The organism is Streptomyces sp. NPDC030862 (assembly GCF_055571835.1).
Genome location: NZ_JBVIEN010000005.1, coordinates 381,278 through 396,876 on the forward strand (window position 1 = coordinate 381,278; position 15,599 = coordinate 396,876).

The following is a 15,599-nucleotide window of genomic DNA, read 5'->3' on the forward strand; positions in this document are numbered from 1 at the left end:
TGTATCCCGGCCCGATCGCCCCGCCCCGACCGGGCGGCCGCGGCGGAGTACGCCACACCGCTGTACCCAGTGCCGGATGAGGAGAACGTCCAGATGAACCGCAAGACCTTGGTGCTGCCGGCCGTCATCGGCCTGCTGGCCCCCGTACTCGCAGCCTGCGGCGGCTCGGAGGCGGGATCCGGCGACGGCAACGCCATCGTCGTCGGTACCACGGACCGGTTCACCGCCACGAAGGACGCCGCCGCCCCCTTCGACCCGGCCTTCGCGTACGACGCCGGCGCCTGGAACGTCCTGCGCCAGACCGTGCAGACGCTGATGCGCGTCCCGCGCGGCGGCGGCACGCCGGTCCCCGAGGCCGCCTCCCAGTGCGCCTTCACCGACCGGGCCAGCGAGCGCTACCGCTGCACCCTGCGCGAGGGCCTCGCCTTCGCCGACGGCACGCCCGTCACCGCCAAGGACGTGAAGTTCTCCATCGAGCGCGTCCTCGGCATCAACTCCGACAACGGTGCCGCCGGCCTCCTGTCGAACATCGACACCATCGAGACCAAGGCCGACGACGAGGTCGTCTTCCACCTCAAGACGCCCGACGCCACCTTCCCGTACAAGCTGTCCACGCCCGTCGCGGGCATCCTCAGCGCCGACAAGTACGACGCCAAGAAGCTCCGCGACGGCTTCCAGGTCGACGGCTCCGGCCCGTACACCATGCGGCCCGAGGTGCGGGACGACCAGGTCACGAAGATCGTCTTCACCCGGAACGAGCACTACAAGGGCGACATCAAGCTCCGCAACGACCGCGTCGAGCTGCGCTCCTTCGACGACTCCGCGGCCATGGGCGACGCCCTGAAGTCGGGCTCCATCGACATGATGACCCGCACCATGTCGCCCGAGCAGATCAAGGACCTCGCCGAGCACCCCGAGGAGGGCGTCGAGCTCCGCGAGATGCCGGGCCTGGAGATCCGCTACCTCGCCTTCAACACCAAGGCCGCCTCCGTCCAGGACAAGGCCGTCCGCCAGGCCGTCGCCGCCGTCGTCGACCGCGGCCAGATCGCCGCCAAGGTGTACGGCTCCACGGCCACCCCGCTCTACTCGCTGATCCCGTCGACGATCACCGCGCACACCAACTCGTTCTTCAACAAGTACGGCGAGCCCAGCAGCCAGAAGGCCGCCTCCATCCTGCGCGAAGCCGACATCACCACCCCGGTCAAGCTGACCCTGCACTACACCAGCGACTACTACGGTCCGGGCACCGCCAAGGAGTTCGAGGCGCTGCGCGACCAGCTCAACGCCACCAAGCTCTTCGACGTCCGCGTCGAGGGCGTCCCCTGGTCGACCTTCCGCCCCGCGCAGAAGCGCGGCGAGTACGCCGTCTACGGGCTCGGCTGGGTCCCCGACTTCCCCGACCCGGACAACTACATCGCGCCGTTCCTCGACGCCGACAACTTCCTCAACTCCCCCTACGTCAGCACCGAGGCGCGCGGCAAGCTCATCCCGCAGTCGCGCCGCGCCGCCGACCGCAACTCCGCCTCGCCCGCCTTCGAGCAGCTCCAGGACATCGTCGCCGACGACGTCCCCGTGCTTCCGCTGTGGCAGGGCAAGCAGTACGTCGCCCACCGCAACGACCTCACCGGTGTGGAGTGGGCCCTCAACACCTCCTCGGACCTCCAGCTCTGGGAGCTGGCCCGAGGCGACGCCTGACCCACGATGTACCCGGCCGCGCGACGGGCGCGGTCGTCACATGCAAGATCCAGAGGCAAGGTTCCTGTGAAGGTGCACAACAAGTGGCTGACCGCCCCCCTCTCGGCAGTGCTGGCGGCCGCCATGCTGAGCGGTTGCGGTTCGGAGAAGGGCGACGCGGGTGAGAGCGGCGTCACGGTGCTCGTCGGCATGTCCGACGACGTCCTGTCGACCGACCCCGCCGCCGGTTACGACCCCGGCTCCTGGCTGCTGTTCAACAACGTCTTCCAGTCCCTGCTGAGCTTCCCCAAGGGCGGTTCCACGCCACAGCCGGAAGCGGCCGAGAAGTGCGGCTTCGACCAGGGCAGCAGCACGGTCTACCGCTGCACGCTCCGCGACGACCTGAAGTTCAGCAACGGCAACCCGCTGACCTCCGAGGACGTCAAGTTCTCCTTCGAGCGGGCGCTGAAGATCAACGACCCGGCCGGCCCGGCGCCGCTGCTGACCTCGATCCAGTCCATCGATACGCCCGACGAGCAGAACGTCGTCTTCAAGCTGAAGGTCCCGGACGCCACCTTCCCCAGCAAGATCGCCTCGGGTGCGGGCTCCATCGTGGACCACCGCGAGTACGCCGCCGACAGCCTGCGCACCGACGGCAAGGCGGTCGGCTCCGGCCCGTACAAGCTGGAGTCGTACTCCGACGGCAAGGCGGTCTTCTCGGTCAACCACGAGTACCAGGGCACGGCCAAGGTGAAGAACGGCGGCGTCACGCTGAAGTTCTACAACGGCGACCGCAAGTCCCTCGCCGACGCCCTGAAGAAGGGCGACATCGACGTCGCCTACCGTGGCCTCGCCGCCGCCGACATCGCCGAGCTGAAGGAGTCGGCGACGGCCGACTCCAAGATCGAGGTCATCGAGGGCACCAGCGCCGAGGTCAAGCACCTCGTCTTCAACGTGAAGGACCCGGTCGTCGGCAAGCTCGGCGTCCGCAAGGCCATCGCGTACCTCGTCGACCGCGACGCCCTGGTGGAGGACGTCCACCGGGCCACCGCCACCTCGCTCTACTCGATCGTCCCGGCCGGCATCACCGGCCACAACACCGCCTTCTTCGACACCTACGGCGACCGGCCCCAGCCCGAGAAGGCCAAGCAGGCCCTGCGCTCCGCCGGCGTCGACGGCAAGGTCCAGCTCACCCTCTGGTCCACGCCCAGCCGCTACGGCCCGTCCACGGACGAGGAGTTGAAGGCGATCGCCAAGCAGCTCAACGCCAGCGGACTGTTCGACGTCACCGTGAAGTCCGTCGAGTACGCCCAGTACGAGAAGGACATCAAGGCCGGCAAGTACGGCGTGTACGTCAAGGGCTGGGTCCCCGACTACCCGGACCCGGACAACTTCACCTCGCCGTTCTTCGGCGAGGGCAACGTCCTCGAGAACAACTACGAGAACAAGCGGATCACCGGGACGATCATCCCCAAGACCGCGGCCGCCGCCGACCGCACGGCCACCGAGGAGGACTACGGCAAGCTCCAGGACCTCGTCGCCGAGGAGCTGCCGATCCTCCCGCTGTGGCAGGGCAAGCAGTACGCCGTCGCCCGCGACGGCATCACGGGCCTGGAGTGGACGCTGGACGCGTCGACCGTCTTCCGCTTCTGGGAGATCAAGAAGGCCTGACCGGCCCGACGGCCGGATACGGGGCGGGGTGCCTCCGGCGGACGCCGGGCACCCCGCCCCGTCGTCGTACCGACAGGCCGGGCCGGGCTGCTCGCCGGACCGGGCTACTGCTGCGCGCCGGGGCGCACCAGGCCGCTCTCGTACGCGTACACCGCCGCCTGCACCCGGTCGCGCAGGCCCAGCTTCGTCAGCACATGGCCCACGTGCGTCTTGACCGTCGTCTCGCTGACGAACAGATCCGCGGCGATCTCCGCGTTCGACAGCCCGCGCGCCACCAGCTTCAGCACCTCGACCTCGCGGTCGGTCAGCGTGTTCAGCGCGTCGGGCACCGGCTCCTCGCCCGAGGGCAGATGGCTCGCGTACTTGTCCAGCAGCCGGCGCGTGATGCTCGGCGCCAGCATCGCCTCGCCCGCCGCGACCACCCGGATCGCCTGCACCAGCTCATGGGCGGGCGCGTCCTTCAGCAGGAAGCCGCTCGCCCCCGCCCGCAGCGCCTCCACCACGTACTCGTCCAGGTCGAAGGTGGTCAGGACCAGCACCTTCGCCGGCCCGTCCCGCTCCGGCCCGGTGATCTGCCGGGTCGCCTCCACCCCGTCCATCCGGGGCATCCGGATGTCCATCAGCACCACATCGGGCTGCAGCGCCCGCACCTGGTCGAGGGCCTGGAGGCCGTCCCCGGCCTCCCCGACGACCGCGATGTCCTGCTCCGCCTCCAGAATCATCCGGAAACCGGTGCGCAACAGCGGCTGGTCGTCGACCAGTAGGACGCGGATGGCCACGAGTACTCCTTAAAGGCCGTCAAGGCTCGGCTGACCGGGCCCATTCTGCCCTGCCGCCTCCGGCGCGTCCGCCCGCTGCGCCGGGAGCACCGGCAGCGGGTACACCGGAGGCGTACCCCCGAACTCCGGGCAGAACGACCGGTGGTCGCACCAGCCGCACAGCTTCGTCGGCCGCGGCCGCCAGTCACCCGTCTCGGTCGCCCGGCGGATCGCATCCCACAGCGCCAGCAGCTTGCGCTCGACCCGCAGCAGGTCCGCCTCCACCGGGTCGTACGTCATCACATCGCCGCTGCCCAGGTACACCAACTGCAGCCGGCGCGGCACCACGCCCTTCAGCCGCCACACCACCAGGGCGTAGAACGTCATCTGGAACAGCGCCCCCTCGCTGTACTCCGGCCGCGGCGCCTTGCCCGTCTTGTAGTCGACGATCCGCACCTCACCCGAAGGAGCCACGTCGACCCGGTCGATCACCCCCCGCAGCCGGAGCCCCGACTCCAGCTCCGTCTCCACGAACAGCTCCCGCTCCGCGGGCTCCAGCCGCGTCGGGTCCTCCAGCGTGAACCACCGCTCGACCAGCTGCTCCGCCTCGGCCAGCCACCGCGTCAGCCGCTCGCCCTCGGCGTCCCCCTCGAACAGCTCCCCGAGCTCCGGCCGCGCCTCAAGCAGCCGCTCCCACTGCCCGGGCACCAGCGACCTCGCCCGCGGAGCCGTACGCTCCGCCGCCGGGGCGTCGAAGAGCCGCTCCAGCACCGCGTGCACCAGCGTGCCGCGGGTCGCCGCCTCGCTCGGCTTCTCGGGCAGCTTGTCGATCACCCGGAACCGGTACAGCAGCGGGCACTGCATGAAGTCGCTCGCCCGCGACGGCGACAGCGACGCGGGCGGCCGGGGACTCGCGGGGCCGTCGGGGCCCGGCGAGCCGGAAGGGCTCGTGGTCATGGTTGAGAACCCTACGGCCCGCCACTGACAACGAGCGGCATACCATCGACGCCAGACCGCCCGCCATTGCATGATCGTGAGTAGCTCATCACGCTACGCACCGAAGGGAACCCGTGAAAAAGGACGACGAGAGCGGCGAGACCCCCCGCCCGAGGTCCGACACGGCCGCAGCCGGCCCCGACACCGGCACACCGCGCGAACCCGGCGGTGGCATCCTCATGGGCCGCCTCTTCGGCGTGCCCGTGTACGTGGCCCCGAGCTGGTTCCTGGTGGCCGCCCTCATCACCTGGGTCTTCGGCGGCCAGCTCGACCGCGTCCTGCCCGAACTCGGCACCATGCGCTACCTGGTCTCCCTCTTCTTCGCGGTCGCCTTCTACGCCTCCGTACTCGTCCACGAACTGGCCCACACCCTCGCCGCGCTCCGCTTCAAACTGCCGGTGCGCCGCATCCAGCTCCAGTTCTTCGGCGGCGTCTCCGAGATCGAGAAGGAGTCCGAGACCCCCGGCCGCGAGTTCGTCCTCGCCTTCGTCGGCCCGCTGCTCTCCCTGGTCCTCGCGGGAGCCTTCTACGCCGCGCTGTACGCCGTCGAACCCGGCACCGTCCCCGGCGTCCTGCTCGCCGGGCTGATGATCTCCAACCTGCTCGTCGCCGCGTTCAACCTGCTGCCCGGCCTGCCGCTGGACGGCGGCCGCATGCTCCGCGCCGTCGTCTGGAAGATCACCGGCAGGCCCATGGCCGGCACCGTCGCCGCCGCCTGGGTGGGCCGCGCCCTCGCCGTCGCCGTCCTCATCGGCCTGCCGCTGCTCACCCACACCGGCGCACTCGGCGCCGCGGGCGGCGAGATCGGCGGCATGGAGACCGTCACCGACGCCCTCCTTGCCGCCATCCTCGCCGCGATCATCTGGACCGGCGCCGGCAACAGCCTGCGCATGGCCCGCCTGCGCGAGCACCTGCCCGACCTGCGCGCCCGCGCCCTCACCCGGCGTGCCGTCCCCGTCGAGTCCGACACCCCCCTCTCCGAGGCCCTGCGCCGCGCCAACGAAGCAGGCGCCCGCGCCCTGGTCGTCGTCGACGGCCACGGCGAGCCGACCGCCCTCGTCCGTGAGACGGCCATCGTCGGCGTCCCCCAGCACCGCCGCCCCTGGGTCGCGGTCAGCGGCCTCGCCCAGGAGCTCACCGACGGCATGCGCGTCCCCGCCGAGCTCGCCGGAGAGGCCCTCCTGGACCGGCTGCGGGCCACCCCCGCCAGCGAGTACCTCGTCGTCGAGGAGACCGGGGAGATCTACGGCGTCCTGTCCACGGCCGACGTCGAGCGGGCCTTCGTCCAGGCCATGGCACGGCCCGGTTCGTAGACCCCATACACTGGTCACATGTCCGAACCGACCGGTGCCGCCCGCCGTCGCGGGCCCTTCAAGGTCGGGGACCAGGTCCAGCTCACCGACCCCAAGGGACGCCACTACACGTTCACGCTCGAGGCCGGGAAGAACTTCCACACCCACAAGGGTTCCTTCCCGCACGACGAGCTGATCGGTGCTCCCGAGGGCAGTGTTGTCCGAACCACGGGAAACGTCGCCTACCTCGCGCTGCGCCCCCTGCTCCCCGACTACGTCCTGTCCATGCCCCGCGGCGCCGCCGTGGTCTACCCCAAGGACGCGGGGCAGATCCTGGCCTTCGCCGACATCTTCCCCGGCGCGCGCGTCGTCGAGGCGGGGGTGGGTTCCGGCTCGCTCAGCAGCTTCCTGCTGCGCGCCATCGGGGACAGCGGCATGCTGCACTCCTACGAGCGCCGCGAGGACTTCGCCGAGATCGCGAAGGCCAACGTCGAGCGCTACTTCGGTGGCCCGCACCCCGCCTGGCAGCTCACCGTCGGCGACCTCCAGGACAACCTGTCGGACTCCGACGTCGACCGCGTCATCCTGGACATGCTCGCCCCCTGGGAGTGCCTGGAGGCCGTCTCCAAGGCGCTCGTCCCCGGCGGCATCCTCTGCTGCTACGTGGCGACCACGACCCAGCTCGCGCGGACCGTCGAGTCCATCCGCGAGATCGGCTGCTACGCCGAGCCGCAGCCCTGGGAGTCGATGATCCGCAACTGGCACGTCGAGGGCCTGGCCGTCCGCCCCGACCACCGGATGATCGGCCACACCGGCTTCCTGGTCACCGCCCGCCGCCTCGCGGACGGCGTCGAGCCGCCGATGCGCCGCCGTCGCCCCGCCAAGGGCGCGTACGGCGACGACTACGAAGGCCCCAACAAGGGCTGACGCCCTGAGGCTGACGCCTCGACAACGCACGGGCGCCGCCCTCTAGTTCCCGCCACCGGCGCGGGAACTAGAGGGCGGCGCCTTCACGTTCACCCGGGCCGCGACCCCCCTGTTCCGCCTTCCTGTGACCTATGGCACGATGCAGGCCACCCCCACCGCACAGCCCACAGGAGGCACTCCGCGTGCAGCCCTCCGCCGCCCTGGACCTCGCGCACACCCACGCCCGCCCGGTGCACTGGCTCGCCACCGCCGCGGCGATGGCCGCGGTGGTCGCGGCCGCCGGACTGCTGCAACCCGGCGCCGCCACCGCCTCGCAGACCGGCGGCGCCGTCACCACCGCCGCGGCCCCGGCCGCCCCGGCGCCGGTCACCGCCCCGGACGCGAGAGCGGCGACGTACCCGCTGGAGTGCGGCGGAGCGCCCACCGCGGTGGCGAAGCGCGCATCGGGGGACCTCGACGGGGACGGGCGTCCCGAGACGGTCGCGGCCGTCCGCTGCGACGCCGGTTCCGGTACGCCGCCGAGCGGCCTCTACGTCCTCACGGCGGGGCGCGACGGCACCGGTGCGCGCGTGGTGGCCACCCTGGTGGAGCCCGCCGAGCGGCTCTCGGCGAGCGAGCTCGCCGTCCGTGACGGTGCCGTCACCGCGACGCTCATGGGGTACTCGTCGGCGGACGTGCCGCGCTGCTGCCCGGACCAGGTGGAGGCGGTCAAGTGGCGGTGGGCGGGTGGAAAGTTCGTCCGCTCCGAAGCCGCCGAACCGAGCGATATGTAGGGGTATGTCCGTGTCGACGCTGTCACTCAGCGTCGGGACCGTAGACCTCCACCTTGTCCGAAACGCGTCGGACATGGATGCAGTCGCCCGGACACTCCTTGGCCGAGTCCACCACGTCCCGCAGGAGCGGCAGCGGTACGGGCGTCGTGGCGCCCTTGTCCTGCAACAGCTCGTCGTCGGCGCTCTTGACGTACGCCAGGCCGTCGATGTCCAGTTCAAAGACCTCGGGGGCGTACTGCGCGCAGATCCCGTCGCCGGTGCAGAGGTCCTGGTCGATCCAGACCTCAAGGGCCTCGTCGGCGCCCGCGGTCGGAGCCTCGTGCTGCACGCAATTCCCCTAGCTTCGTTCGTCTAAGTCCGGCCACCCTCGACGGGTGTTGGCCCCTCCGACCATACAACCGCCCGCTTTCAGATGTTGATGGGTGGGTATCCCCCTGGCAGTGAGGGAGAGCGCAAGGGTGAAGATCGGACACACCTCGAGAGTCTTTGTGATCTAGGGGTTTCAATCACCACCCACCCAGGTAGGGTCAGGAAGCGTCCAGCTCCCCTTGGAGGAGGTGAGGACCGTGGCAGCCCACGACGACGACATCAACCGCGGCATCCGGCCGGGGCGGGGGTCTGAGGACCCAGCCGGCCAGGTCGCCTATCTCGAGCAGGAAATCGCCGTCCTGCGACGTAAGCTCGCCGACTCTCCGCGTCACACGAGGATTCTCGAAGAGCGGATCGTCGAGCTGCAGACCAATCTGGCCGGCGTGTCCGCTCAGAACGAGCGGCTCGCCAACACGCTCCGTGAGGCCCGCGATCAGATCGTGGCCCTCAAGGAGGAGGTCGACCGGCTCGCGCAGCCGCCGGCGGGCTTCGGTGTCTTCCTGCAGGCGAACGAGGACGGCACCTGCGACATCTTCACCGGGGGCCGCAAGCTCCGGGTGAACGTCAGCCCCAGCGTCGAGCTCGAAGAGCTCCGGCGCGGCCAGGAAGTAATGCTCAACGAAGCGCTCAACGTGGTCGAGGCCATGGAGTTCGAGCGCGCCGGGGACATCGTCACCCTCAAGGAGATCCTGGAGGACGGCGAGCGGGCCCTGGTGCTCGGGCACACCGACGAGGAGCGGGTGGTGAGGCTCGCCGAGCCGCTGCTGGACACCACCATCCGCCCCGGCGACGCCCTGCTGCTGGAACCCAGGTCCGGGTACGTGTACGAGGTCATCCCGAAGAGCGAGGTCGAGGAGCTCGTCCTCGAAGAGGTTCCGGACGTCGACTACACGAAGATCGGCGGTCTGGGCAACCAGATCGAGCTGATCCGCGACGCGGTCGAGCTGCCGTACCTCTACCCCGACCTCTTCCAGGAGCACGAACTGCGGCCGCCGAAGGGCATCCTGCTCTACGGACCGCCCGGCTGCGGCAAGACGCTGATCGCGAAGGCCGTCGCCAACTCCCTTGCCAAGAAGGTCGCCGAGGTGACCGGCCAGCCCGCGGGGAAGAGCTACTTCCTCAACATCAAGGGCCCCGAGCTCCTCAACAAGTACGTCGGCGAGACCGAGCGGCACATCCGCCTCGTCTTCCAGCGTGCCCGTGAGAAGGCGAGCGAGGGCACCCCCGTCATCGTCTTCTTCGACGAGATGGAGTCCCTCTTCCGCACCCGCGGATCCGGTGTCAGCTCGGACGTGGAGAACACCATCGTCCCCCAGCTGCTCGCCGAGATCGACGGTGTGGAGGGCCTGGAGAACGTCATCGTCATCGGCGCCTCCAACCGCGAGGACATGATCGACCCCGCCATCCTGCGGCCCGGCCGGCTCGATGTGAAGATCAAGATCGAGCGCCCGGACGCGGAGGCGGCCAAGGACATCTTCGCCAAGTACCTGACACCTTCGCTGCCGCTGCACGCCGACGACCTGGCCGAGCACAACGGCAGCAAGGAAGCCGCCGTCGACGCCATGATCCAGTCGGTCGTGGAGCAGATGTACGCGGAGTCCGAGGAGAACCGGTTCCTCGAGGTCACGTACGCGAACGGCGACAAGGAAGTCCTGTACTTCAAGGACTTCAACTCCGGAGCGATGATCCAGAACATCGTCGACCGGGCGAAGAAGATGGCCATCAAGGCATTCCTCGACCACAACCAGAAGGGTTTGCGGGTCTCCCACCTCCTCCAGGCGTGCGTGGACGAGTTCAAGGAGAACGAGGACCTGCCGAACACCACGAACCCGGACGACTGGGCTCGTATTTCCGGAAAGAAGGGCGAGCGGATCGTCTTCATCCGCACCCTCGTCACCGGAAAGCAGGGCGCGGACACCGGTCGCTCCATCGACACGGTGGCGAATACCGGCCAGTACCTGTAATCGCAAACCGGCTGCGGGTGTCCGTACCGGGCATCCGCAGCCGGTTGCTTTCCGTGATGAACAGATGAACGAATGAACGGCCACGGGGGCATCATTCCGACCACATCGCAGCAATGACGCAATGGATCTCCCCACCAGCGCGGAGGCGTTCTAGGCTCTTCCATACCGCCGGGTCGCGCAGTGCGGGGACGGGCACCGCATACGCATCGGGGTACCAGCGGTACTTGAGCGCCGTTTCCGAACGGGGACGCCGCCGGGCAAGGAGGGCCGCATGACTGTACGGCGAGTAATGGGCATCGAGACGGAGTACGGGATCTCCGTCCCTGGGCACCCGAACGCCAATGCCATGCTCACCTCGTCCCAGATCGTCAACGCCTACGCGGCGGCGATGCACCGGGCGCGCCGCGCCCGCTGGGACTTCGAGGAGGAGAACCCGCTGCGGGACGCCCGCGGCTTCGACCTCGCCCGCGAGGCCGCCGACTCCAGCCAGCTCACCGACGAGGACATCGGCCTGGCCAACGTGATCCTCACCAACGGCGCCCGGCTCTACGTGGACCACGCCCACCCGGAGTACAGCGCCCCGGAGGTCACCAATCCGCGCGACGCCGTCCTGTGGGACAAGGCGGGCGAGCGGATCATGGCCGAGGCCGCCGAGCGGGCGGCCCAGCTGCCCGGCGCCCAGCCGATCCACCTCTACAAGAACAACACCGACAACAAGGGCGCGTCCTACGGCACGCACGAGAACTACCTGATGAAGCGGGAGACCCCCTTCTCGGACATCGTGCGCCACCTGACGCCGTTCTTCGTCTCCCGGCAGGTCGTCACCGGCGCCGGCCGGGTCGGCATCGGCCAGGACGGCCACGAGCACGGCTTCCAGATCAGCCAGCGCGCGGACTACTTCGAGGTCGAGGTCGGCCTGGAGACCACGCTCAAGCGGCCCATCATCAACACCCGCGACGAGCCGCACGCCGACGCCGAGAAGTACCGCCGGCTCCATGTGATCATCGGCGACGCGAACCTGTCGGAGATCTCGACGTACCTCAAGCTGGGCACGACCTCCTTGGTCCTGTCCATGATCGAGGAGGGCTTCATCACGGTCGACCTCGCCGTCGACCAGCCGGTGCGCACTCTCCACCAGGTTTCGCACGACCCCTCCCTGAAGCGCCTGATCACGCTGCGTAACGGTCGGACGCTGACCGCCGTGCAGCTGCAGATGGAGTACTTCGAGCTGGCCCGCAAGTACGTGGAGGAACGGTTCGGGGCCGACGCCGACGAGCAGACCAAGGACGTCCTGTCCCGGTGGGAGGACACCCTCAACCGGCTCGAAAACGACCCGATGAGCCTCTCCGGCGAGCTCGACTGGATCGCGAAGCGCGAGCTCATGGAGGGTTACCGGCGCCGGGACGACCTCGACTGGGACGCCGCCCGGCTCCACCTGGTGGACCTCCAGTACGCCGACGTGCGGCCCGACAAGGGTCTGTACAACCGTCTGGTGGCCCGCGGGAAGATGAAGCGCCTCCTGGACGAGGAGGCGGTCCAGCGGGCCCAGAGCAAGCCCCCGGAGGACACCAGGGCCTACTTCCGCGGCCGGTGCCTGGAGCAGTACGCGGACGACGTCGCGGCGGCCTCGTGGGACTCGGTCATCTTCGACCTGCCCGGCCGCGACTCCCTGCAGCGGGTGCCCACCCTGGAACCGTTGCGCGGTACACGCAATCACGTGAAGGCGCTGCTGGACCGCTGCCGCACGGCCGAGGAGCTGGTCCGCGTCCTGTCCGGCGGCTGAGACCACGGGACCAGTCGTTCGAAAAGAGCTTCGGCCGGCGATCTTCCGGGAATCATGGTGATGGGCCCCGGACGTTGAGGAAAGTGCAGGGCCGATGTCAGACCGTCCTTGTAGGGTCTGATCTTGAGAGACCGAACCAAGCGGGCAAACCGAGCGGGGTGAGGGATATGGCGACCAAGGACACCGGCGGCGGGCAGCAGAAGGCGACGCGCTCCACGGAGGAGGTCGAGGAGCAGGCCCCGGAGGCGCAGGCTTCCGAGGACCTCAAGGAGCGCCAGGAGAAGCTGTCGGACGACGTCGACTCCGTGCTGGACGAAATCGATGACGTGCTCGAAGAGAACGCAGAGGATTTCGTGAGGTCATTCGTGCAAAAGGGCGGGCAGTAGGGGTCGTTGTCCGTTTCCGGGCCGTCGGTGGAGGAGCTCCGGCAAGAGCTTCGATCCCGACGGCACCGGGGCGGATGACCGGCGACGGCACGGGTAAGGTCCGTGCACAGCACGCATGATCGGCCCGACCGCCGCAGCGGCGGGCCGCCGCCTCATTTCGGAAGGAATCGCGTGGAAGCCAACCCTCGTAGCACCGGGCGTCTGCCGGCAGCCTTCCTGACGCCCGGCTCGTCCTCCTTCATGGACTTCCTGGCCGACCACTCGCCGGAGCTGCTGCCGGGCAACCGGACGCTGCCGCCCCTGCAGGGCGCCATCGAGGCCCCGCACGGGACCACCATCGTCGCCGCAACGTTCCCCGGCGGCGTCGTCCTCGCCGGTGACCGGCGGGCCACCATGGGCAACATGATCGCCCAGCGCGACATCGAGAAGGTCTTCCCGGCCGACGAGTACTCGGCCGTGGGCATCGCCGGCACCGCCGGTCTCGCCGTGGAGATGGTCAAGCTCTTCCAGCTGGAGCTGGAGCACTTCGAGAAGGTGGAGGGCACCCAGCTCTCCCTGGAGGGCAAGGCCAACCGCCTCTCGACGATGATCCGCAGCAATCTGGGCATGGCCATGCAGGGCCTGGCCGTCGTCCCGCTCTTCGCCGGCTGGGACGTCGAGCGCGAGAAGGGCCGGATCTTCTCGTACGACGTGACGGGCGGCCGCTCCGAGGAGCACGGTTTCGCGGCCACCGGCTCCGGTTCGATCTTCGCGCGGGGCTCCATGAAGAAGCTCTACCGCGAGGACCTCACCGAGCAGCAGGCGGTCACCCTCGTCGTGCAGGCGCTGTACGACGCGGCGGACGACGACTCGGCGACCGGCGGTCCCGACGTGGCGCGCCGGATCTTCCCGGTCCTCACCGTCATCACGGACGAGGGCTTCCGGCGGCTCACCGAGGCCGAGGCCTCCGAGATCTCCCGCTCCGTGCTGGAGCGCCGCCTCGAACAGCCCGACGGACCGCGCGCCGCGCTGCTCTGATGAACCCGCCACTGAAGAAAGGGACGGATAGCCGGTGACGACGCCGTTCTATGTCTCGCCCGCCCAGGCCATGCAGGACCGGGCGGAATACGCCCGCAAGGGCATCGCCCGTGGACGCAGCCTGGTTGTGCTGCAGTACGCCGACGGCATCGTCTTCGTCGGTGAGAACCCGTCCCGAGCCCTGCACAAGTTCAGCGAGATCTACGACAGGATCGCCTTCGCCGCCGCCGGCAAGTACAACGAGTACGAGAACCTGCGGATCGGCGGTGTGCGCTACGCCGACCTGCGCGGCTACACCTACGACCGGGACGACGTCACGGCCCGCGGGCTCGCCAACGTCTACGCCCAGACGCTCGGCACCATCTTCTCCAGTGCCGGCGAGAAGCCGTACGAGGTGGAGCTGGTCGTCGCCGAGGTCGGCACCTCGCCCGAGGGCGACCAGATCTACCGTCTGCCCCACGACGGGTCGATCGTCGACGAGCACGGCTCGGTCGCGGTCGGCGGCAACGCCGAGCAGATCAGCAGCTTCCTCGACCAGCGGCACCGCGACGGGATGTCGCTCGCCGAGGCGCTGAAGCTCGCCGTGCAGGCGCTGTCCCGGGACACCAACGGCAGCGAGCGGGAGATCCCCGCGGAGCGGCTGGAGGTGGCGGTCCTGGACCGCACGCGACCGCAGCAGCGCAAGTTCAAGCGGATCGTCGGCCGCCAGCTGGTCCGCCTGCTGGAGGCGGACGGCGCGGCCTCGACCCCGACGAACGCCCCCTCGGACGAGGCGGAGGAGGAGTAGCCGCCCCCGGACTCAGGGGCTCCGAACGCCGCTGATGCCCCGGTCCGCCGCCAGGCGGGGCCGGGGCGTCGCCGTGCCGGTCCGCCGCCAGGGACGCCGGGCTACGCCGGCCGCGGGCTATGCCGGTGTGGGCCACGCCGGCCGCGGGCTATGCCGGTGCCGGGCCCGAGGAGCCGCGGGGGACCAGGGCCACCGGGAGGTCGCCGTGCTCCGGGGGCCGGCCCGTCAGCACCGCCAGCAGCGCCGCCATGCCGCGCTCGCCGATGCGCTCGGCCGGCAGCCGCACCGTCGTGAGCTCGGGCTCCACCGCGGTCGCCAGCGCCAGGTCGTCGAAGCCGGTGACCGACACGTCCTCGGGCACCCGCAGCCCCAGGCGCCGTACCGCCTTGCAGGCGCCCGCCGCCAGGATGTCGTCGTCGCACACGACGGCCGTCGGACGCGCGCCGGGCCCGCTCAGCGCACGCTCGGCCGCCTCCCGGCCGCCCGCCACGCTCAGCGGCGCCGCGACGGTACGGACCTCGACGCCGGGCACCTCGCGCAGGTACGCGTCCAGGGCCCGGGCGCGTACGTCGAAGGTCCAGGACGGCACCGCCGACGACAGGTGCAGGAAGCGGCGGTGGCCCAGGCCCAGCAGGTGGGCCAGCACCTGCCGCATGCCGTCGGCGACGTCGAGGTTCACATGGGCGGCCGCGCCCGGATCGGCCGGGTCGCTGTCGAGCATCACCAGCGGCAGGTCCGTGCCCCGGATCGCCCGCAGCGCGTCGGCGGCCATCGACGAGGCGATGACCCCGTCCAGCGCGGCGCGCGCCGAGGCGAACGGGTCCCGCGCCGGACCGACGCCCTCGGGCGAGGGGTACAGGACCACGCCGAAGTCGTGTTCGGCGGCGACCGTGGCAGCGCCCGTGTAGACGCGGGCGAAGAACTCGTTCGTGAGCGCCGGGACCACCAGCAGCGCCGTGCGCGTACGGCCGAGGCGCAGGCTGCGGGCCGCGAGGTTGGGCCGGTAGCCCAGCTCGTCCGCCGCGTCCCGCACCACGGCGGCGGTCCGCTCCGAGACCCGCCCGCGCCACTTGTCGCCGAGCACCAGGGACACGGTGGCCTGCGACACCCCGGCCGCGCGGGCCACGTCCCGGCTGGTGGGCGGGGCCGCGGCCCTGGGGGCCGGGTCCGGGTCCGGGTGGTGCACGCGCGCCTCCGCGTCT

14 protein-coding genes are annotated in these 15,599 nt (G+C 70.2%); 10 read left to right on the forward strand and 4 right to left on the reverse strand.

What is annotated here, in order from left to right:
* The first annotated feature begins 93 nt into the window (after positions 1-93).
* Both ACZ42X_RS16210 and ACZ42X_RS16215 read left to right on the forward strand, forming a co-directional pair.
* Positions 94-1,695 carry an ABC transporter substrate-binding protein gene (locus ACZ42X_RS16210; RefSeq protein WP_468289661.1) on the forward strand — a complete coding sequence of 534 codons (1,602 nt, stop codon included), beginning with the start codon at positions 94-96 and terminating at the stop codon, positions 1,693-1,695.
* Between the two features lie 66 nt (positions 1,696-1,761).
* Positions 1,762-3,345: an ABC transporter substrate-binding protein gene (locus ACZ42X_RS16215; RefSeq protein ID WP_468289664.1), complete on the forward strand. Its 1,584-nt coding sequence runs from the start codon at positions 1,762-1,764 to the stop codon at positions 3,343-3,345.
* A gap of 104 nt (positions 3,346-3,449) precedes the next feature.
* Here ACZ42X_RS16215 and ACZ42X_RS16220 read toward each other — a convergent pair whose 3' ends face one another.
* On the reverse strand, positions 3,450-4,124 hold the full coding sequence (locus ACZ42X_RS16220; protein WP_361422155.1) for a response regulator transcription factor: 675 nt from the start codon (positions 4,122-4,124) through the stop codon (positions 3,450-3,452).
* Positions 4,125-4,133: 9 nt separating this feature from the next.
* Positions 4,134-5,060 (reverse strand): RecB family exonuclease, encoded by a 927-nt coding sequence (locus ACZ42X_RS16225; protein ID WP_468289669.1) that lies wholly within the window; start codon positions 5,058-5,060, stop codon positions 4,134-4,136.
* Positions 5,061-5,173: 113 nt separating this feature from the next.
* Between ACZ42X_RS16225 and ACZ42X_RS16230 the strand changes: the two genes are divergently transcribed.
* The 3 genes from ACZ42X_RS16230 to ACZ42X_RS16240 all read left to right on the forward strand — a co-directional run bounded on the left by ACZ42X_RS16230 (position 5,174) and on the right by ACZ42X_RS16240 (position 8,091).
* A complete protein-coding gene (locus tag ACZ42X_RS16230) occupies positions 5,174-6,412 on the forward strand; it encodes a site-2 protease family protein (protein WP_468289672.1) in 1,239 nt (412 codons plus the stop codon).
* A gap of 18 nt (positions 6,413-6,430) precedes the next feature.
* A complete protein-coding gene (locus ACZ42X_RS16235; protein ID WP_361422164.1) occupies positions 6,431-7,318 on the forward strand; it encodes a tRNA (adenine-N1)-methyltransferase in 888 nt (295 codons plus the stop codon).
* Positions 7,319-7,500: 182 nt separating this feature from the next.
* A complete protein-coding gene (locus tag ACZ42X_RS16240) occupies positions 7,501-8,091 on the forward strand; it encodes a hypothetical protein (RefSeq protein WP_468289675.1) in 591 nt (196 codons plus the stop codon).
* Positions 8,092-8,113: 22 nt separating this feature from the next.
* On the opposite strand, the gene ACZ42X_RS16245 is transcribed toward ACZ42X_RS16240, so the two are convergent.
* A complete protein-coding gene (locus ACZ42X_RS16245) occupies positions 8,114-8,419 on the reverse strand; it encodes a ferredoxin (protein WP_468289678.1) in 306 nt (101 codons plus the stop codon).
* Positions 8,420-8,657: 238 nt separating this feature from the next.
* Between ACZ42X_RS16245 and arc the strand changes: the two genes are divergently transcribed.
* The 5 genes from arc to prcA all read left to right on the forward strand — a co-directional run bounded on the left by arc (position 8,658) and on the right by prcA (position 14,397).
* Entirely contained in the window at positions 8,658-10,424 is a 1,767-nt protein-coding gene (arc, locus tag ACZ42X_RS16250) for a proteasome ATPase (protein WP_468289681.1), read from the forward strand.
* A gap of 271 nt (positions 10,425-10,695) precedes the next feature.
* Complete coding sequence (gene dop / locus ACZ42X_RS16255; RefSeq protein WP_468289684.1) at positions 10,696-12,207, forward strand: depupylase/deamidase Dop; 1,512 nt, start codon at positions 10,696-10,698, stop codon at positions 12,205-12,207.
* 167 nt (positions 12,208-12,374) lie between these two features.
* The gene (locus tag ACZ42X_RS16260) at positions 12,375-12,593 is read left to right on the forward strand and encodes a ubiquitin-like protein Pup (protein ID WP_062646942.1); all 219 of its coding nucleotides are present in this window, start codon (positions 12,375-12,377) and stop codon (positions 12,591-12,593) included.
* Between the two features lie 171 nt (positions 12,594-12,764).
* Positions 12,765-13,610: a proteasome subunit beta gene (prcB, locus tag ACZ42X_RS16265; RefSeq protein ID WP_403552386.1), complete on the forward strand. Its 846-nt coding sequence runs from the start codon at positions 12,765-12,767 to the stop codon at positions 13,608-13,610.
* Positions 13,611-13,644: 34 nt separating this feature from the next.
* Positions 13,645-14,397 (forward strand): proteasome subunit alpha, encoded by a 753-nt coding sequence (gene prcA / locus ACZ42X_RS16270; RefSeq protein ID WP_468289688.1) that lies wholly within the window; start codon positions 13,645-13,647, stop codon positions 14,395-14,397.
* A 148-nt stretch (positions 14,398-14,545) separates the two neighbouring features.
* Here prcA and ACZ42X_RS16275 read toward each other — a convergent pair whose 3' ends face one another.
* Positions 14,546-15,583 carry a LacI family DNA-binding transcriptional regulator gene (locus ACZ42X_RS16275; protein ID WP_468289691.1) on the reverse strand — a complete coding sequence of 346 codons (1,038 nt, stop codon included), beginning with the start codon at positions 15,581-15,583 and terminating at the stop codon, positions 14,546-14,548.
* Positions 15,584-15,599 lie beyond the last annotated feature (16 nt).